This window comes from Sneathiella litorea (genome assembly GCF_009882915.1).
In the GTDB taxonomy this organism is placed as follows: Bacteria; Pseudomonadota; Alphaproteobacteria; order Sneathiellales; family Sneathiellaceae; genus Sneathiella; species Sneathiella litorea.
Window position 1 is genome coordinate 54,578 of sequence record NZ_WTUW01000001.1, and the last position, 19,288, is coordinate 73,865.

Genomic DNA, 19,288 nt, shown 5'->3' on the forward strand with positions numbered 1-19,288 from the left:
ATGGCTGCAGGGATTAAAGATAAAGTTGCTATTTTGGGTATGGGTTGTTCACGATTTGGCGAACGCTGGAACGATAATGCGGAAGACCTGATGATCGAGGCCTATGTTGAGGCGCTGGCAGACGCGGGAATCGAGAAGAGCTCGATTGACGCAGCCTGGTTCGGCACCGGCATTGAGGAAGAACATGTGGGAAAATCCGCTGTACCGCTTTCCATGGCGCTACGGCTTCCCAACATTCCGGTCACACGGGTCGAAAACTATTGCGCCAGTGGGTCGGAAGCCTTTCGCGGCGCCGTTTACGCTGTTGCTTCAGGTGCCTGTGATATCGCTCTCGCCCTTGGTGTCGAGAAATTGAAGGATACGGGGTATGGCGGCCTGCCGCAACGTAACCGCGGCTCCGTCAATGACCTCTTCTGGGCGAATGCGTCGGCTCCCGGTTCTTTTGCGCAGTTGGCCTCGGCTTATTCCGCGAAGCATGGTGTCAACAAGGACGATATGAAACGCGCCATGGCGCATATTTCCGTCAAGAGCCATGATAACGGATCACGTAATCCAAAAGCGCATTTGCGGAATAAGATCAACGAAGAAAAGGTCATGAATGCCCCAATGATTGCAGAACCACTTGGTCTGTTTGACTGTTGCGGTGTGAGTGATGGGTCGGCCTGCGCAATTGTTACAACGCCGGAGATTGCGAAATCTCTCGGCAAAAAGGACCTCGTCACCGTCAAGGCTATGCAGCTATCAGCGTCTAACGGCACTGAAGCTCAGCATAACTCTTGGGATGGCAGTCATTTCGTGACAACCCGTGCCGCGGCCAATCGCGCCTACAAGGAAGCGGGTATCTCCAAACCCCGCGACCAGATCAGCCTGTTTGAGGTCCATGACTGCTTCTCCATTACGGAGTTTGTTACCATGGAAGACCTGTTCATTTCTGAGGAGGGCAATGCCGTCAACGACGTAATGAATGGTTTCTATGATGCGGATGGCAAGATTCCTTGCCAGATCGACGGCGGGCTAAAATGCTTCGGCCATCCGATTGGCGCATCCGGCCTTCGCATGATCTATGAGATGTATCTGCAGATGCAGGGGCGCGCCGGTGAACGGCAGCGTCAGGATGAGCCGGTCTTTGGTATGACTCACAACCTTGGCGGCTTCCCTCATCAGAACGTCTGCTCGATAACGATTGTTGGAAAAGAGGGCGCCTGACCTCAGGAACGCTAAGAAAAAAATTAGCTACATTAACCCAACCGCCTTGCGCGGTTGGGTTTTTTTTGGCCTAATTTCACTAATTTAAAGGAGAAATAAAAGTATCGGATACAAATATTACCAAAATGATTTTGTTAGAGGGAATCGCCTCGATCGTCATGCCCTCCCCTGCCGCAGATAGTTTCGAACATAGTTGTAGAATTCTGGGCAAGAACGCTAACTCATACTCCCTCCCTGGTACTTTTTCTATATTACGGGACAGCCCGTCTTACTGAAAAATACTTGTTTTCCCCTGTCTCATTCACGCAGCTTTTTGCAGTTTTACATAAGGCCCCGGCGTCATATAGCGAGTGAAGGGGTTTGATACCTCTTCCATATGACCGTAAGATGGAACAAAATAATAAACTCCTCAATTTTGGAAGGGACACCTTACCTTGACCTATAGCTGCTTCGACGTTCAAATCGAAAATCAGATCGCCCATATCATTCTTAATCGCCCGGAAAAGCGTAACAGCATGATTCCCGCTTTTTGGACCGAGCTCCCGGAAATTGTCCGTGATATTGATGAGAATGCGAAGGCAAGGGTAATCGTCATCTCCTCAACCGGACCGCATTTCTCTTCCGGGCTGGATGTGACCTCCTTCGTAAAGCCAGACATTGCAGATCCAAAAGAAAAGAAGGCGGCGGAAATTCGCGCCGGGGCAGAGTTCTATAGCGCTGTCAAAAATATGCAGCAAACCTTCACGGCATTGCAGAACTGCCGTTTGCCGGTACTGGCCGCCATACAGGGTGGCTGTATTGGCGGTGGCGTCGACTTTATTACTGCCTGTGACATGCGTTATGCCACTGAAGACGCGTTTATCACTATTTTCGAGACAAACATTGGCATGACGGCCGATGTTGGCACCTTTCCCCGGATTACCAAGCTGATTGCCGATGGCCTCGCGCGGGAGCTAGCCTACACGGGCCGCCGGATGCCGGCAGATGAAGCGAAATCAGCAGGTCTGTTTAATGCTGTCTATGAAAGCCAGGAAGCACTGCTGGCGGCAGTCATGAGTATGGCGGCGGAAATCGCCAGCAAGGCCCCGCTCGCGATTATGGGCTGCAAACGGATGATGAATTATTCGCGGGATCACTCAATAGAAGACAGTCTCGATTATATTGCCATCTGGAATGCCAGCATGCTGCAACGGGACGAGATTTTTGAGGCAATGAAAGCCAATGCGGAAAAACGAGCTGGCGACTTCGTCGATCTGCCGCCCATACGGAAGAATATTGGGTAACGGGCGGAAACTGTAAATTTTATTGAGGACGCTTGTGGTGTGTGGTGATCCCGACAGGACTCGAACCTGTTACCTCAAGATTAGGAATCTTGCGCTCTATCCTGATGAGCTACGGGACCGTAACCCGGGTTTAGCAGAGAGCTTTTTTTTGCGCCAGAAAAATATGGAGGAACAACCGACGTAATTCCTCCAGCTTTTCGGTCACGCTATTCTGATACCAGAACGCAATTTTTGGCGAAATCAGCCGCTTCATTAGCGCTCCAATCTCCCTTTGGCTTTTCTTTCATTCCATCGCACCATTCCTTACTCCCAACTTCAGGATCGCAGGCGGCGAGTCCCAAAGTAAAAAGAGACAGGAGCGTAAGGCTGATTATTTTTTTAAACATAATTATCCTCTTAAGATACAAAAAAAGGACGAGGCGCATTTACGCGCCCCGTCCCTTAAATCGTCAAGATTACTTGCCTTCGACGGTAATTACCACACGGCGGTTTGCCGCGTTCTTAACGCCATCAGCAGTCTGAACCTTCAGGTCCTTCTTACCGTAAGAGCGCATGATAATCCGCTTCGGCTCCATACCCATATCCATACCCGTGAAGGCAACGGCTTCGGCACGACGTTCGCCTAGCTTATCGTTGTAGGCTACGCTACCCACTGTATCGGTATAACCAGCGATCGTAACTTTCGGATCCTTGAATTCCTTCATGTATTCCGCGGCAGCCTTGATTTCTTCGGCAGAACCTGGCAGCGGCGTAGAGGAATCAAAGTCGAAATTCACTTCGAAGGATTTAGCTTCCATCATCGGGGCTTTTTCCACGACAACGACTTTTTCTTCAACAACCACAACACTCACCATGGCAGCTTCAATCTCTTCCATCGCCAGGACGAAGGAATCGCGGCAAGCTGCAATATCTTTCGGCTGCCGGTTTTCTTCCTGTTCCTGAACCCAGCAATCAAAGCTGGTTTGAGCTTTAGCAGCCTGCATCGGTAATTTGTCAGCTGCACCGGCGCCAAGAACTTCCATCAAGCGTTCCCGCGCACCCAACAGAACTGGCGCTCTGTCGGCAGGAAGACGCCATTCTTCTGGATGATAGGGATCAACCTGTTCCCCGCGTGTTGCCGCCATGGCTTTTTCGGCAAAGCGGTCTGAATCGACATAGTCGCCTTCGTTATATTCGGACTTTGCCAGTTCAATATAACCTGTGTATAGCGCCTGCTGGAACTCAGAGCCGCTCGGACTCAATCGTTCCGCCTGCTCCAGTTTTCCGCCACAAGCCGCCAGCACTAACGATGCGGCGCCAACAATTGCGAATCTAATCGTATTTTTCATATTTTTCCCCTCAACCATTTTTATGGTGCAATGGTTCTACACCAGAGATCATTAATTCTAGTACGTTGCAAAGCAGCAAACAATGACTATTACCATCTTTAGGCTGAAATAAGCTATTTGTGTGCCTTTTCAACTATTATTTTGCAATTACTTAAAGAAAGCTAGGCAGTAAAATTGTCTGAAATACGGCAACTAACGACCATAATTATGATTTCAACGTACATATTTATGATATATTCCTTACCATTTCTTGACTATCCAGCCCTTTGCACAAAAAATAGTCACCTTAATGTATGGATGAACAGAACAAGCCCCTAATCAACAACAAAGAATATAACACACTATTATTAAGGGCATTTCGAACCACCGCCCAGTCGCAATTGGCGACAGCGTCTGTCATTACTACCGATATGAACAAAGCTTGACCCTCATTGCGGGGTATTACATCCTTACCTTTGAATTTTATCGAAAACACCTGAAAGAAGCCCGCCGAAGTCGACGCAATTCCTTCTAGAACGGCAAGTTTAATGATATCATCCCATTCGCATGCCGATAATGATGGCACAGAACATGACCATTCACACGATCATGTACCGAAAGTAACCCAAGATAGCGAACGGCGGATCTTTTGGGTCATGTGCCTGACCGGCGGGTATATGATTTTGCAAGCAATTGGCGGATTGCTTTCCGGCTCCCTCGCCTTGCTGGCAGATTCAGGGCATATGCTGTCTGATACCGCCGCCCTCGCCCTCGCCTGGTTTGCTTTTCGTCTTGCGTCTAAACCCGCGGATACAAAGCGCTCCTACGGCTATCATCGATTTCAGATTCTCGCGGCCTTTACCAATGGGCTGACTCTGTTCTTCATTGCTGGCTGGATCATTTTCGAAGCGATTGGGCGCCTGATGCAGCCCGGCGAAGTTCTAGGCGGTATGATGCTGGTCGTTGCTTGTGGTGGGTTGGCCATTAATATTCTCGGGTTCCTGCTTCTTCATCACGGTGACCGGCATAATGTCAATATGCAAGGCGCACTATTGCATGTCATGGGTGACTTGCTCGGCTCCATCGCCGCCATTATTGCCGCCTTGATAATCTTGCTGACGGGTTGGATGGCAGCAGACCCGATCCTGTCCGTGCTGGTTGCCCTTATCATCCTCAAGAGTGCCTATGGACTTGTTCGGCGCGCCGGCCACATCCTTTTGGAGGGAACGCCCGAGAATCTGGATATGGCGCTGATCCGGGATAAACTGATCGCGTATCTACCGGACATAATCGATGTCCATCATATGCACGCCTGGTCACTTACTGCGGAAAAACCGATTGTGACCATGCATGTGCAGGTCAGGCCGTCCGCTGATCTTGAAACCATGCTGCGCGAGATTAATGCCTTCCTGCTTTCTGAGTTTGACATCGATCATGCCACCTTACAGCTAGAGCATGACAACTGCCCGCAAGATTAAGGATAGTTAAACAGACTTATTGCCATAGAGGGCGAGCGGCGCTGGCATTCCCTTTAGCCGCCCCCCAAGGGCCTGAGCTTGAAATAGTGAGCCAGCGCAGCGGCGGCATGCTCGCCTGCTGGAATTCAATCACATTGTTGCGCGTTATTTTTGCGATAAGACGGCTTGCCAAGCTGGATTTCTCAAGGCTGCACCGAACGGCATCACCGGGGAGCCAGTATTTGGCAGGCGTCTTGCCCTGAATACGATAGCGTTTTTCCGGCATTTTCCCCGATGAAATACGGCAATCTCCTGAAAACGAGACTCCCGGGTCGCCAACGAACTCCAGCTGGAGCATGTCCTGATTTCTGGCAGACGCAGGGATTGCTGATAAATGTATCAGCACGGACAACGCCGCAATGAATATTCTACACCCTATTCGCATTCAATCATTTTAAGGGCACATGGTTAATAAATAAAAAATCCAGTTGTCCATAGGGGCAACTGGATTCCTAACTGGTGACAGTTCGATTAGCTTATGACGTCGGAGGTAAATCCATATCGAGTATAGTCATATGAAAGGCGAATGAGACTTCACCTTCATCCTCATCCCGATAGACAACGCCGATAAATTCGTCACCCAACAACACTTCCGCCGTTCCGTCGGAGGGTCGCCGTTCCTTGACGACAAAATCTTCATTACCAAATTTTTCACGGAGGTACCGCTGTACCCGCAATGTTTCAGTTCTGGTCATAATTGCCCCGCGATTCTTATAATATTTCCAGCGAGTCAGCAATCGGGCCTTTAACACCCGGCCGGACAACACATTTCACCTTGGTATTGAGTTGGATATCTTCCGGATTCACTTCGGAGCGTTCCAACATACTGATATGGATAAAGACATCCTCTCCGCCACCGTCAGGTGTCACAAAGCCATATTTATGCTCGGGCACGTAGGTGCTCACCACGCCGGTTATCTCAATGTCGGCACCAACGACAACCTCTTCTTCCTCTTCAGGTTCATGGATTGCAACAACTTGCTGACCGCGATCACCGTCTGCAAGGTCGCAATTGATCTGCATACCCTCCCTCAGTTCTTGATAGGATGTATTTTGCAAAACCGAAATATGGACAAAGGCGTCGGGTGACCCATCAGCGGGCGAGACGAAGCCAAAACCCTTGGCTTCATCGAAAAATTTTACAGTCGCCGATATATTCTTACGGACGGGCTTGGACGGCTTACGATCATTCATCCTTTAAGGACCTCATTATCTAAAACTAACAAGTGCATTCCACAATATAGGGGCAATGCTCAATTCTTTCCGTGCTTTTTATCAGATCAAGCCGCAACTGTCTGCAGAGATATTTACAAGCTTTTGCAAAACATCTGCTTGATCATTCAATTTACCTGAATTTAGCGGCACATCTTGAAATACTTTGCTGGATTAATCTTACAATTTCCGGGCGCGTGCCGATTGCCCCCGCGTAATGGACTGGCAACTTGCTTCCCGTCCGATGCCGCCACGTCGAAATCGCCCCTGGCACGTCTTCGCTCGCATGTGGGCCATCTGCTGCAAAAAGTCCAATCAGCACAATAGGGGGCCCCTTCTCAGGTTGCTCACAAAGCCATTCTTCCAAATGTGGGGATTGATTAAGAAATGTAGATGAAACCTTTGCGAACTCACCTCTTCTATCGACAGCTTGCTGCTGGAGAAAGGTTGCCTCTGCTGAGGCCGTGGATTTTTCCGAACCATGCGCAACTAAAACAAGGTGAATGCCAGAAGGCGAATAACCTTGTTCATGGCACACATCCCCGGCCATGGTGGAGATTATTCCAGCCAACTCTGGATCAATCCCAAGGGCATCACATAATAAAACCTTGCGCTCAGGCTCAATCCGATATCCCTCCTCCAATTCAAATAGTTCTGGAATACGCTGTGTCACGAAATATCCGTTGCTCATAAAAAAAGGCAGGAGGAAAATTTCCCCACTCGGCAAATACGGCGGCGTATGCCCACGGACAAGGAAACAAATATCGACCCGCCCATAGCGGTTACTTTGCTGTAGTGTCAGTGCATGTTGCCTCGCGGCATCCTGCGCATCTTCAGAAACGCTGGAGCCGTGAGCAACTATCATAACAGAAGGACGTGTAGGCGGCATTTAGGACTCAATGTCAGGAATATGTAGTTATTGTTTCAGCTAGTAACATGATCACGTATTTACAATTTTTCAGGCAAAGCCGGAAAAAATATCAAGCATATCCCCTTTAACAGACACAGGAACATTGGTATTTAAATTTTTGTGGTCCGCAAGCGTTGAAATATGTGATAATGCTTTTCATCAAGTGGTAAGCGATATAATAAAGCCACGATTAAATAAACAGTACCCAATGGGAGGAAGACAAGAAAATGATAAAACGTACAGTCATGTCAATTGCGGCGATCTCTGCTGCATCAATGATGACGTTCAGTGTATCCGCAGCCGAAATCGTAGATGGTCCTAACGTATCTTGGAATCTGTCAACTTGGGGGAAACAAAGAGCGTTTACCTCAAGTGCCGAAACAATCCGGGACTATGTCGCAGAACGGACCGATGGAAAGTTCAAAATCAAGATTCATTATGGTGAAGCACTTTCCAAAGTGAGAGAAAACCTCGATGGGATCAAGCTTGGCGCCTTCCAGATGATGATGTTTTGCTCTGCATATCATCCGGCCAAAAATCCTACTTTGTCGGGACTTGATCTGCCGTTTCTGCCATTTCCAAACCTGAAGGTGCAGTCCGCGGTTCATGAAGCCTATTATGCTCACCCCGCAGTGGTAAAGGACCTGGCCCGCTGGGATGCTAAATTGCTGATGAGCTCACTTTTGCCACAGTATGAATTTACTGGTGTCGGTGAACCGCCGCTTAAACTGGAAGACTGGGACGGCATGCGCGTCCGTGCACTGGGCGGAATTGGCGAAGCCATGAAAAAGCTTGGCGCTGTCCCGACCACTGTCCCCGCACCGGAGGTTTATACCTCACTGGAACGTGGTACAATTGATGCGGCATCCTTTCCCTTCACTTACGCTCACGTCGCATATCGGCTAACGGATATCGGAGATTGGTATACCGCGAATATGTCCCCTGGGGCGAACAACTGTCCGGTTATTGTCAGTAATACAGCATATGATAAACTTCCTCCGCAGTATCAACAGCTCCTTCTGGATGCCAAACCATCTGCATATGAGGCTCTTTATGCTGCATATGAGGCTGCCGATAAGAAAAACTTCCCCATTATGAAAGAAAAGGGAATGCAGCCGATCACTTATACGGACGAAGAAATTGCGAAATTCCGTGAAGTCGGTGCAAAGCCGGTTTGGGATGAATGGATCGCGAAAATGAATGCTGATGGCTTCCCTGGTGATGAACTATTTGAGTTGATCATGAAGACTTCTAAAGAAGCTGCCGGTAATTAATCTTTCAGATTGAGGGTCTGGCCTGCCAGACCCTCTTTCCATAAAAGAAAAATACATGACATCATCAAATTCTCCAGAGGGTTCGGCGTCCGGATCGGCATTAGCCGCATTTGATCGTGGATATTCCAAACTCGAAAATTTCCTGAACGGATTTTCTGCTATTGCGATATTTTTTGTAATGCTTATTGGCGTTACTCAGGTATTCAGCCGGAAACTCCTCAATATACCGATTCCCGGTTATATCGACTATATCGAACAAAGCATGGTTATTTTTGCCTTTTTCGGAATAGCCTATTGTCAGCGACTTGGCGGACATGTGCGGATGGACCTGCTCATGTCCAAGCTAAGCGCCCGCCCTCTTTATTTTTTTGAAGCGCTGGCAACACTGATTGGAATTATTGTTATTTCGATTCTAATCGAAAATAGCTGGTTGCACTTTTTAAGGGCGTATGAACTGGGCGATTCAACAATCGATATCGGGCTCCCTATCTGGCCAGCCAAACTCGCCATTCCGTTAGCATTCGGGGTATTATGGATTCGGTTTACAATACAACTCATCGGATTTCTCCGCCTTTTAGTAAATCCGAATGCTGAAATTATTGCCGTTCCAGTGATTGAAGATGTCACTGAAATTGCGCGCCACGAAATCGAAGATGCTCTCGGCGAGGAAGCCGCTAAAGAAGCAAAGTTCGACGAAACCTATATAAAAAAGGGTAAAAAGTGATGGAGATAGATCCTCTCCTCTCGGGCCTCATCGGCATGGGCGCCTTGATCGTCATGGTGTTTTTAGGCGTTCGGGTATACATCGCCGCAACAGTCGTTGGCATGCTAGGCATTGTATCAATTATCGGCTGGAGTGCTGGTACGGGTATTGTTGGGACAATTCCCCATTCGAAATCCACACTTTATTCTTTAAGTGTGTTGCCAATGTTCATCCTTATCGGCTTCCTGGCGTTCCACGCTGGCATCACAACAGCCGCGTTTGATGCCGCGAAAAAATGGATAGGCTGGGTGCCGGGGGGGCTTGCCGTTTCGACTGTTTTCGCTGCTGCCGGATTTGCTGCCGTTTCTGGCGCCAGTACAGCAACTGCCGCCGTTTTCAGCCGTGTCGCGATTCCGGAAATGCTGGCCAACGGTTATGACCGGAGGCTTGCTGCTGGTGTGGTCGCGGCGGGTGGTACGCTTGCCTCCCTGATCCCTCCAAGTGCCATCTTGGTAATCTATGCCATTATTGTAGAACAATCTGTCGGTGCGCTCCTACTGGCCGGTTTTATTCCGGGAATAGTTTCAGCTTTAATTTATGCGCTGATTATTATGGGGCGGGCGACAGTTAATCCCAAGCTTGGCCCTCCTATTCGCGGGTTTACCTTTGGCCAGCGAATGAAATCCTTGCCGGGCACACTCCCAATTGTTGCCGTTATCGGCATTATCTTTAGCGCTATTTATGGTGGCTGGGCGACACCAACAGAAGCCGGCGCCCTTGGCGCGTTTGTTGTTCTCATCCTTGCCTTTTTTCACGGCATGCGGACCAAGGAATTAAAAGACGCACTGTTTGAAACTGCCAAGCTTACAGTCATGATCTTCTCGATCATCTGGGGCGTGCTGGTTTTTGTTCGGTTTCTCGGCTTTTCTGGATTGCCCGAAGCATTTGCGGAATGGATCCTTGGCTTGCCGCTACCTCCAACCCTGATCATTGTTCTGATTCTTTGTGGTTATGCCATTCTCGGCATGTTCATGGATGCGATCGGGATGTTGCTTTTGACGCTTCCTGTCGTCTACCCGGCAGTGATCGGACTTGGGTATGATCCAATCTGGTTTGGTATTATCGTGGTGAAAATGGTAGAAATTTGCCTGATTACGCCACCGATCGGCCTCAATTGCTATGTCGTCAATGGTGTCAGACCGGATATACCGCTTTCGGATGTTTTCCGTGGTATCGGCCCTTTCTTTATTGCCGACGTCTTAACGATTGCCATGTTCATTGCCTTTCCATGGCTAATTACCTGGCTGCCGCAAACCATGTTAAACTGATATATAAAATTAATTCCGGCTTCCTGCCAAAACCAAAAAAAACAAGGAGTAGGTAAATGGATTTCACTCTCACCGAAGAGCAGCACGCCATTGTAGAAAATGTCGCGGCTCTCTGTGCTCGCTTCGATGATAGTTACTGGCGTGAAAGGGACCGCACGGGCGAGTTCCCTTTCGATTTTCACGCAGCGATGGCAGAGGCTGGGTGGCTCGGCATTACCATGCCGGAAGAATTCGGCGGTGCCGGACTGGGCGTTGTCGAGGCCGCATTGATGATGCATACGGTGGCTAAGTCCTCGGGTGGCATGTCCGCTGCCTCGGCAATTCATATCAATATTTTCGGCCCCCATCCGATCGTTGTTTTTGGGAATGAAGATCAGAAAAATCGCTGGCTCCCCTCACTCATCAAGGGAGAAGTAAAAACCTGTTTTGGTGTAACAGAACCCAACGCGGGCCTGAATACTACAGCGCTTGAAACCCGGGCCGAGAAGACGTCAGACGGATATCTTGTAAACGGCCGTAAGATTTGGACGACCACAGGTCAAGAGGCAGACAAGATCTTGTTGCTGGCCCGCACGACACCAAAAGAAAAGTGTGCGAAGGCGACCGATGGTCTGTCCATCTTTTATACAGACATGAACCGCGACCACATGGATGTCCGTATTATTGATAAAATGGGCCGTAAAGCTGTCGATTCCAACGAGGTTTTTATCGACAATCTACCAGTTCCGGAAGAAGACCTAATCGGTGAGGAAGGTAAGGGATTTTATTATCTCCTGCACAGCCTGAATCCAGAACGCGTTCTTGTCGGCATGGAAGCTATCGGTCTTGGCATGAATGCCCTTTCGCGTGCGTCAAAATATGCCCGGGAGAGAGAAGTTTTCGGTCGTCCTATCGGCATGAATCAGTCTATTCAACATCCGCTCGCTGAAAACTGGATGGAGTTGGAGGCCGCCTATCTGATGGCCATGAAAGCGGCGTCAAACTACGACGCCGGACTTGAGGCCGGAGTTTATGCAAACGCCGCCAAGTATCTCGGTGGTGAAGCGGGATTCAAGGCCTGCACCCAGGCGGTTATGACCCATGGCGGCATGGGCTATGCCAAGGAATTCACGGTCGAACGACTGATGCGTGAAGTGATGATCTGCCGGATCGCGCCGGTTAGCCCTCAATTGGTGCTTTGCTACGTCGCCGAAAAAGCGCTCGGTATGCCTAAATCCTACTAAAAGAAGCTGCCTAAAGTGCAGGAATCATTATGAGTAAAACCAAAGACGGACCTCTCGCAGGGATACGAATTGCCGACCTTACGTCAGTTCTGCTGGGACCATATGCCGCACAGATAATGGGGGATATGGGCGCCGACGTAATCAAGATAGAAGGGCCAGAAGGTGACACGACGCGAGATCTTGGTCCGCGTCGTTCTCCGGGCATGGCAGCTGTCTATCTCAATGCTAATCGTAATAAGCGGGCGCTCGGCATTGACCTGAAATCGCCAGAAGGACGAGAGACCTTTCTAAAACTCATAGAGACGGTCGATGTGCTCCTTCACAACATGCGCCCCTCTGCGATCAAGCGACTTCGGCTCACCTACGAAGATATTAAATCAGTTAATCCAAACATCATTTATTGCGGCGCATATGGCTTCGGACAGGATGGGCCTTATGCGAACAAGCCAGCTTACGACGACATGATCCAGGGGGTCAGCGGTCTCGCATCTACGCAATCAAAATTGATGGGGCGGCCCGGATATATGCCGACCGTGATTGCAGATAAAGCGACGGCTCTCACGGCGGTATATTCAGTCACTATGGCCCTATTCCACAGGGAGCGAACGGGCGAAGGTCAGGAAGTAAAAATACCAATGTTCGAGACGATGGTGCAATTCCATATGTTGGAACATCTCTATGGCGGAAGCTTCGACCCACCGTTAGGCCCTGTCGGTTATCCACGCGCAATCTCGCCCAATCGCCACCCCTACAAAACAAAGAACGGGATGATTGGCGTCCTGCCTTACGTGGACAAGCATTGGCGGGCATTCTTCGATATGGCTGGCCGCCCGGAACTGATGGAAGATCCGAGATTTTGCAATATCGAAGCTCGGCTTGATAATATCGATGTCCTATATGAGGTGCTAAGCGAGATCGTCGCTACCCGAACATCCGAGGAATGGCTGAATGACCTGGATGCTGCAAATATTCCCGCAGTTCCAATAAACAGCCCCGAAGATTTGCTCGAGGATGAGCATCTTCAGGCAGTGAATTTCTGGCAGACGATGGACCATCCTTCTGAAGGAAAATTGGTATATCCCGGAATTCACACTGAATTTTCAGCTTCTCCGGGGAATATACGTCGCCATGCTCCACGCCACGGTGAGCACAATCAGGAAATCCTGCAGGAAATCGGAATGTCAGAGGCGGAAATTGACAGGCTGATATCTTCCGGTGTTCTGTGTTCGAAAGCCTAATATACGGCCCATAATAACGAGAAAAACTGGCTATGCATATACATGAGTTTGCGAAGAAAACGCCTGAGAAGCCAGCGATCATTATGGCTGGCAGCGGCGAAACGATCACCTACAAACAGCTCGACGAACGGTCTAACCAGGGTGCCCAGTATTTTCGTGACAAGGGCCTGAAGGTTGGCGACCATATTGCCTTTCTACTCGAGAATAGCCCACGGTTCTATGAAATTTGCTGGGCGGCACAGCGGGCCGGACTGTACTATACAGCTATCAGTTCCCGCCTTACTGCGGACGAGGCTGCCTATATTATTAATGATTGCGGCGCCCGTGTCTTTATCACCTCTAATTACAAATCGGAACTTGCCGGACAACTGCTGGAACGCATGCCAAATGTTGAAGAACGCCTGATGATCGATGGCGCCCTTCCCGGCTATCAGTCTTTTGAAGAAGTTATCGGAGCCTATCCCAAAGCCCCTCTACCAGATGAATGCGAAGGGTCTGATATGCTTTATTCATCTGGTACGACAGGTCGGCCGAAAGGGATAAAGCCAACCGAAATTGGCGATCCGGTCGGAACTCCGGATAATCTCTATAGCATGCTGAAAAACCAGTATCATGTTACAGAGAATACAATATACCTCTCCCCTGCTCCCCTCTATCACGCGGCTCCGCTTCGCTACAACATGCGGACACAGCGTTTTGGCGCCACCTGTATTATCATGGAGCATTTCGATGCGGAGGAGTATCTCCGCCTTGTAGAAAAATATAAGATTACGCATTCCCAGCTTGTGCCAACCATGTTCGTCCGAATGTTAAAATTGCCCGAAGAAGTGCGTAACAAGTATGATGTCAGTTCGCTGCAGGTCGCGATCCATGCTGCGGCCCCCTGCCCCGAAAAAGTAAAACATCAGATGATGGAGTGGTGGGGCCCCATTTTGCATGAATACTATGCGGGAACAGAGGGGAACGGATATTGCGCCGTCACGCCGCAGGAATGGCTGACGCATCCGGGTACAGTGGGCCGTGCGTTGACCGGCATCGCACATATCGTCGATGAAGAAGGGAATGAACTTCCCGCAGGGGAAACCGGCGCCATTTACTTTTCAGACGGGCGGAAATTTACCTATCACAATGACCCGGAAAGGACTGCAGAAAGCTTTAACGATAAAGGCTGGAGTACGCTTGGGGATGTTGGCTATCTAGATGAAGATGGGTTCCTTTATCTCACCGACCGGCAGACTTATATGATCATTTCCGGTGGCGTGAACATCTATCCGCAGGAAATCGAGGATTTACTCCTGACCCATCCCAAAGTTTACGACGCCGCCGTGATTGGCGTCCCAAATGAAGAGTTTGGCGAGGAAGTTAAAGCTGTTATTCAGCCTCTCGACATGAAACTCGCGTCGGATGATCTGGAGGCCGAGTTGATCGATTTCTGCCGCAGCAACATCAGCCACATTAAATGCCCAAGATCCGTCGACTTTGAAGCAGAGCTTCCCCGTCATCCGACGGGAAAACTCTATAAAAGGCTTCTCAAAGACAAATATTGGGGAAAGAACAAATCCCGGATCGTTTAAGTTACGACGCCAGTTTTAGTTCCTTCAGCCCGAGCATATTTTCAAGTGTCTGATGGCAGGCATTAGCTGCTTCCTGACCCTTGATGACAAAGTGCTCCTTGAAGAATTTCATATGGGCCTCTGTTTCCTGAAAATGATGCGGCGTCAGCACAACCGATAGAATGGGAACCCCACTATCTAGCTGGACCTGCATCATGGCATCCAGCACGGTCCGGGAAACGAAGTCATGGCGATAGATACCGCCATCGACGATCAGCCCCGTCGCCATAATAAGATCATAGCGCCCGGTTTCAGATAACTTTTTCGCCATTAACGGTATCTCGAGGCTACCCGGAACATCATGGATATCAAAGGCATCCGCGCTATATCCGTAGCCGACCAATTCAGCGATGAAGGACTTGCTCGCCTCATGAACAATATCCTTATGCCAATTCGCCTGAATAATGGCGATACGATTTACGCTTTTACGAATGTCCGGGGTTTTATTGTCAGTTTTAGTGTTTTTGATTTTCATTTTATGGGCCTTGTGTATTCAAGTTGACAAAAACCCAAGGCAAATAGGAATGTAGAAAGGCCAAGCTCGGTTCTGCTTGACCATTCTTTTCCTGTTCTCTTCCATCCGGACTATTACCGTCGGCTTCGGATTTACACCGAATCTGCTGTCCCCGTCGAAACGGGCGCTCGCGGGCTTGAACAGAAACCTGCTCTTTACCGCCGGTAGGGACTTTCACCCTGCCCTGAGAACATTCCCTCAATATGAGGAGGGAATATTGCCCCTTATTTTAGTGATGTTTTCACCATTTGCAAGAAAAGGCATTTACTTTACGTTTGAGCGAAACTGTGCCCGCGGATCAAAGAGGATATTTTGGACGAACAAGCTTTTACCGAATTTTTAAAGAATTCCATTCGCTATAATCAGCTGGAGCGTTACTTCGTTGCCACGCCTGGACCGATTGAAGATGCAACCAGCCATTACGATCTCATACCCAATGTTGACGAAATCAGGCGTGACCTTGCGGACAGCGGCGGTCTTAAACTCTCACATGCTCAACGGCGGATGCTGATGACACTTATCGCACTCTGGAACGGGGGGATGGCCGATGACCTCTTTCAGGAGGGCCTTGGCAGTCTTCCGCGTGTTATACAATCGATGGACCGGAATAATCGCGAACTGCTGGGTAACCTCATTCTCACCTATCCCGGATGGGATTAATAAAATTTACCGGACTGGGTCATATATAAATAGTTGATATTGTTGCGATCGAGACAGATATTCACTCAATAGTAAGTAGTTATAAAGTAATTTAACCTCATGATGGACTGGAACAAACTTCTTTCGACAAGGCGCTATGGGCAGGATCATAAAGATCCGGTCATTGCTTCCCGCAGTCCCTTCCACAAAGATCAGGACCGCATTGTGTTCTCTTCCGCCTTCCGGCGCCTGCAGGACAAGACGCAGGTTCATACGCTGGCGGAGAGCGATTATGTTCGAACACGCCTCACCCATTCCATGGAAGTCGCCTCCGTTGGCCGATCACTTGGGGCGAATGCTGGACAGGTCATAATTGATCGCCATCTGAAAGGTAGCGAATACAGCCCGGCGGACTTCGGCCATATTGTTTCGGCCGCTTGTCTCGCTCACGATATTGGTAATCCTCCCTTCGGGCATTTTGGCGAGGAGATTATCCGGCATTGGTTTAAAAACGGGCATGGCGCCGCAGAACGTGCAGAAGGATTAACGCAAGCAGAGAACCGCGACCTGGAAATGTTTGAAGGAAACGCGCAAGGTTTTCGTGTTCTGACGAAACTTCAGAACTGGCGGGATTCAGGAGGATTACGGCTTACTTACGCCACGTTAGGCACCTTCATGAAATATCCGCGGACATCCAACATAGCGACGCCTTCGCCAGATGACAGTGCCGGCAAAAAATTTGGCGTAATGCAGTCAGAACGCGAGGATTTTCGAGAGATCGCCAATGAACTTGGTCTTCTTCAACGGGGCGGTGAAGACTATTGGTGTCGCCACCCTCTGGCTTATCTTGTAGAGGCTGCGGATGATATCTGTTACAGCGTTGTCGATATTGAAGACGGCTATAAACTTGGTCGCCTGCAATATGCAGAAACCGAGGATTTGATGATTCGTATTCTTGGCAGCGCCCCGAAACGCTACACTGAAGTCGATGACCCGTCAGAAAGGATTTCCTACCTCCGCGCAAAATGCATTGGTCGTTTAATTGGAGAAGTATCGGATATTTTCCGGGATTGCGAAGGAGATATCCTCGCTGGAACCTTTAAAGGGGATCTACTGCATCATTCAAGGCGGGCAAAGCTATTTGATGAAATTTATGCGCTTTGCCAGCGCGAAATATACCGCCATCCTGAAAGGATCCAGGCAGAGCTGAGCGGATCAGAAATCCTGACGACCTTGCTTGACGCGTTCTATGATGCCAACCTCGATTGGGAGAAATTTAATCGGGATGGTACATCCATGAACCCTAGATCATCAGTCCTGATGACCCTGTTTCCTGCTGGAAAGGAGCATCTACATGGGCGATATGAGTGGCTTCTGGGCATTACAGATTTTGTCTCAGGCATGACCGATTCTTTCGCTGTACGACAATTTCGTGACATTAGAGGCATCGTTTAGCCCCATTTCCCTTGAATTTCAGCCAACAGTAACTCCCTATTAACCTGAATCTTCTAATTTTATTCTTTTAGATTTCAGGCTCATGACGTCCATGTTGGTTGATTCCACACTTTACGGCGAGCGTATCGCCGAAATGTTCGCCAAAATGCCTCCGCCGATACGTGTCAACACAGCACGCAAGGCGGCAGAGGGATTTGTTGCGCAAGACCTCGGACAAGAGGATCTGGAACTCACCGAAGCCATAATCCACTACTTCGTCAATGACCTTGATATGACAGTACGCCAGGCCATCGCTGAGGCGGTCAAAGAATGTGAGTTTTTATCAAGAGAAATTGCGATAAAGCTCGCAATGGATGTTGATGAGATATCCCTGCCGATCGTCAGCCACTCGCCTATTCTCACGGATGAAGATCTTTGGTCAATCTTACAAAACGCCAGTAACAGGATACAAACTGCTATTGCCGCCCGTCCACATCTTGGGGTGAAATCGTCCGCCTGTATTGCCGAAACTGGATGTTATTCTGCAATCAAGGCCTGCCTGCGAAACGAGACGGCAATTATTGGAAAAATGGCCTATGATCATATCCTTGGACGTTTTGGCGACATCGATCCTATACAGGAACTTATGGTCCACAGGCCGTTCCTGCCTGCGGAAACCATCTCGCGGCTGTTCGATTTCATTTCAGAAGAATATAAGCAGATACTCATCGACAGAAACCCCGTTTCAGAATCAACGTCCGTCCGCAAAATTCTGAATGCACGCGAAAAGGTCCTTGCAAAAAAGCTGGACACACGGATGACCGATCATGAACAGAGAAAGAAATCTATTGCTCTTGAGAGGGAAGGACGCCTGACAGCAACATTAATGCTGCGCCTTTTGATCACAGGTAATACTTCTTTCTTTGCGGCCGCGCTTGGCCAGGCCTCCGGAATTTCCAAAAAGCGCGTGATCTCACTGACTTCCGGACGTGGTTACCTTGGCTTTCAGCGCTTGTATGACCGTGCAGAACTATCACCATATCTTTACAGCGCCTTCCGAACAGCCATGGAGGAGACTCGCAAAGCTACCCATTATCATCCTCGCGCCGATCTGGATAATTTCCGCCAGCGCATGATTGACCGCATCTCAGCGACCTACGGATGGGATGATGGCATGTCCTTAGAAGATTTGATGGAAAAATTGCTTCCCAACCGCCTCAATTGACCCTTAAACTCACGGCAACCGAAAATAACAAACAACGGAATAGCCTTGTGACAAAATCAATCGATTATTATCTGACACTCGTTTCCCCCTGGGCCTGTCTTGGACATGAGCGGTTCCTCAAGATAGCGCGCGAAAATGACGCTAAGGTTAATGTTATCCCTGTTAACTACGGCAAGATTTTTAAGGAAACTGGCGGCCTTCCGCTCTCCAAACGGAGCGCGCAACGGCAAAACTACCGACTGATGGAACTTGCTCGTTGGCGCGAAGAGCACGATATTCCAATTAATATTCACCCAAAGTATTTTCCCGCTTCAGACCAAATCGCGGCACAAATGGTAACTGCCGCGTCAAATGCGGGGGGCGATGCTCTGGACCTGACAGGTCTATTCTTACGCCTTGTCTGGATTGAGGAAGGCAATATCGCCGACGAAGCTACGGCTATCGAAGTTGCCAACCGGGCCGGATTTGACGGCGAAAAACTCCTGAAAGAAAGCCAGGCCCCTGAAATCATATCGCTTTATGAAAAGAACACGGACGAAGCGATTGAACGGGGCGTGTTTGGAGCCCCGACATTCATCATCGATGAGGAACTATTCTGGGGCCAGGATCGCCTAGATTTTGTTGAAAAAGCCCTTAAGAAATAGATCTAAAAAGGAGACAGG

General features: G+C 49.2%; 20 protein-coding genes, 1 tRNA gene and 1 riboswitch. Of the genes, 13 read left to right on the top strand and 8 right to left on the bottom strand.

The genetic code is table 11. The features are described from left to right. Window positions 1–1,206, top strand: a complete 1,206-nt coding sequence (locus tag GQE98_RS00240; protein ID WP_161313546.1) for an acetyl-CoA acetyltransferase — start codon at window positions 1–3, stop codon at window positions 1,204–1,206. Between the two features lie 434 nt (window positions 1,207–1,640). Then, window positions 1,641–2,489, top strand: a complete 849-nt coding sequence (locus GQE98_RS00245) for a crotonase/enoyl-CoA hydratase family protein (protein ID WP_161313547.1) — start codon at window positions 1,641–1,643, stop codon at window positions 2,487–2,489. A gap of 42 nt (window positions 2,490–2,531) precedes the next feature. Here GQE98_RS00245 and GQE98_RS00250 read toward each other — a convergent pair. From GQE98_RS00250 to GQE98_RS00260, 3 genes are all read right to left on the bottom strand, one after another. Further along, window positions 2,532–2,608 (bottom strand) — tRNA-Arg (locus GQE98_RS00250). A gap of 87 nt (window positions 2,609–2,695) precedes the next feature. Beyond that, a complete protein-coding gene (locus GQE98_RS00255; RefSeq protein ID WP_161313548.1) occupies window positions 2,696–2,875 on the bottom strand; it encodes a DUF3012 domain-containing protein in 180 nt (59 codons plus the stop codon). Window positions 2,876–2,944: 69 nt separating this feature from the next. After that, window positions 2,945–3,817 carry an OmpA family protein gene (locus GQE98_RS00260; protein ID WP_161313549.1) on the bottom strand — a complete coding sequence of 291 codons (873 nt, stop codon included), beginning with the start codon at window positions 3,815–3,817 and terminating at the stop codon, window positions 2,945–2,947. 527 nt (window positions 3,818–4,344) lie between these two features. Between GQE98_RS00260 and GQE98_RS00265 the strand changes: the two genes are divergently transcribed. Next, a complete protein-coding gene (locus GQE98_RS00265; RefSeq protein WP_161313550.1) occupies window positions 4,345–5,274 on the top strand; it encodes a cation diffusion facilitator family transporter in 930 nt (309 codons plus the stop codon). A 16-nt stretch (window positions 5,275–5,290) separates the two neighbouring features. On the opposite strand, the gene GQE98_RS00270 is transcribed toward GQE98_RS00265, so the two are convergent. From GQE98_RS00270 to GQE98_RS00285, 4 genes are all read right to left on the bottom strand, one after another. Continuing rightward, window positions 5,291–5,611 carry a hypothetical protein gene (locus GQE98_RS00270; RefSeq protein WP_161313551.1) on the bottom strand — a complete coding sequence of 107 codons (321 nt, stop codon included), beginning with the start codon at window positions 5,609–5,611 and terminating at the stop codon, window positions 5,291–5,293. Window positions 5,612–5,789: 178 nt separating this feature from the next. Beyond that, window positions 5,790–6,008 (bottom strand): DUF3126 family protein, encoded by a 219-nt coding sequence (locus GQE98_RS00275; protein ID WP_161313552.1) that lies wholly within the window; start codon window positions 6,006–6,008, stop codon window positions 5,790–5,792. Between the two features lie 16 nt (window positions 6,009–6,024). After that, entirely contained in the window at window positions 6,025–6,507 is a 483-nt protein-coding gene (locus tag GQE98_RS18345) for a cold shock domain-containing protein (protein ID WP_161313553.1), read from the bottom strand. A gap of 151 nt (window positions 6,508–6,658) precedes the next feature. Then, window positions 6,659–7,414 carry a CbiX/SirB N-terminal domain-containing protein gene (locus GQE98_RS00285; RefSeq protein ID WP_161313554.1) on the bottom strand — a complete coding sequence of 252 codons (756 nt, stop codon included), beginning with the start codon at window positions 7,412–7,414 and terminating at the stop codon, window positions 6,659–6,661. Between the two features lie 248 nt (window positions 7,415–7,662). Between GQE98_RS00285 and dctP the strand changes: the two genes are divergently transcribed. From dctP to GQE98_RS00315, 6 genes are all read left to right on the top strand, one after another. Further along, a complete protein-coding gene (gene dctP, locus GQE98_RS00290; RefSeq protein WP_161313555.1) occupies window positions 7,663–8,709 on the top strand; it encodes a TRAP transporter substrate-binding protein DctP in 1,047 nt (348 codons plus the stop codon). Window positions 8,710–8,887: 178 nt separating this feature from the next. Beyond that, complete coding sequence (locus GQE98_RS00295) at window positions 8,888–9,433, top strand: TRAP transporter small permease subunit (protein WP_161313556.1); 546 nt, start codon at window positions 8,888–8,890, stop codon at window positions 9,431–9,433. Beyond that, window positions 9,433–10,740, top strand: coding sequence for a TRAP transporter large permease (locus GQE98_RS00300; RefSeq protein ID WP_161313557.1), 1,308 nt, complete (start codon window positions 9,433–9,435; stop codon window positions 10,738–10,740). Before GQE98_RS00295 ends, GQE98_RS00300 begins: the two co-directional genes overlap by 1 nt. Before the next feature lie 56 nt (window positions 10,741–10,796). Further along, window positions 10,797–11,963, top strand: coding sequence for an acyl-CoA dehydrogenase family protein (locus GQE98_RS00305; protein WP_161313558.1), 1,167 nt, complete (start codon window positions 10,797–10,799; stop codon window positions 11,961–11,963). Window positions 11,964–11,992: 29 nt separating this feature from the next. Then, on the top strand, window positions 11,993–13,201 hold the full coding sequence (locus GQE98_RS00310; RefSeq protein WP_161313559.1) for a CaiB/BaiF CoA transferase family protein: 1,209 nt from the start codon (window positions 11,993–11,995) through the stop codon (window positions 13,199–13,201). Between the two features lie 32 nt (window positions 13,202–13,233). Then, the gene (locus GQE98_RS00315) at window positions 13,234–14,775 is read left to right on the top strand and encodes an AMP-binding protein (protein WP_161313560.1); all 1,542 of its coding nucleotides are present in this window, start codon (window positions 13,234–13,236) and stop codon (window positions 14,773–14,775) included. A 1-nt stretch (window position 14,776) separates the two neighbouring features. Here the strand turns inward: GQE98_RS00315 and GQE98_RS00320 are convergent, their stop codons facing one another. Further along, window positions 14,777–15,289: a 6,7-dimethyl-8-ribityllumazine synthase gene (locus GQE98_RS00320; protein ID WP_161313561.1), complete on the bottom strand. Its 513-nt coding sequence runs from the start codon at window positions 15,287–15,289 to the stop codon at window positions 14,777–14,779. Between the two features lie 89 nt (window positions 15,290–15,378). Next, window positions 15,379–15,524, bottom strand: a riboswitch (FMN riboswitch). 116 nt (window positions 15,525–15,640) lie between these two features. On the opposite strand from GQE98_RS00320, the gene GQE98_RS00325 reads away from it, so the two are divergent. The 4 genes from GQE98_RS00325 to GQE98_RS00340 all read left to right on the top strand — a co-directional run bounded on the left by GQE98_RS00325 (window position 15,641) and on the right by GQE98_RS00340 (window position 19,270). Further along, complete coding sequence (locus GQE98_RS00325) at window positions 15,641–15,988, top strand: hypothetical protein (protein WP_161313562.1); 348 nt, start codon at window positions 15,641–15,643, stop codon at window positions 15,986–15,988. A gap of 99 nt (window positions 15,989–16,087) precedes the next feature. Next, complete coding sequence (locus GQE98_RS00330) at window positions 16,088–17,422, top strand: deoxyguanosinetriphosphate triphosphohydrolase (RefSeq protein WP_161313563.1); 1,335 nt, start codon at window positions 16,088–16,090, stop codon at window positions 17,420–17,422. Window positions 17,423–17,513: 91 nt separating this feature from the next. After that, window positions 17,514–18,626, top strand: coding sequence for a DUF2336 domain-containing protein (locus GQE98_RS00335; RefSeq protein WP_161313564.1), 1,113 nt, complete (start codon window positions 17,514–17,516; stop codon window positions 18,624–18,626). 47 nt (window positions 18,627–18,673) lie between these two features. Then, window positions 18,674–19,270 (top strand): DsbA family protein, encoded by a 597-nt coding sequence (locus GQE98_RS00340; RefSeq protein WP_161313565.1) that lies wholly within the window; start codon window positions 18,674–18,676, stop codon window positions 19,268–19,270. Window positions 19,271–19,288 lie beyond the last annotated feature (18 nt).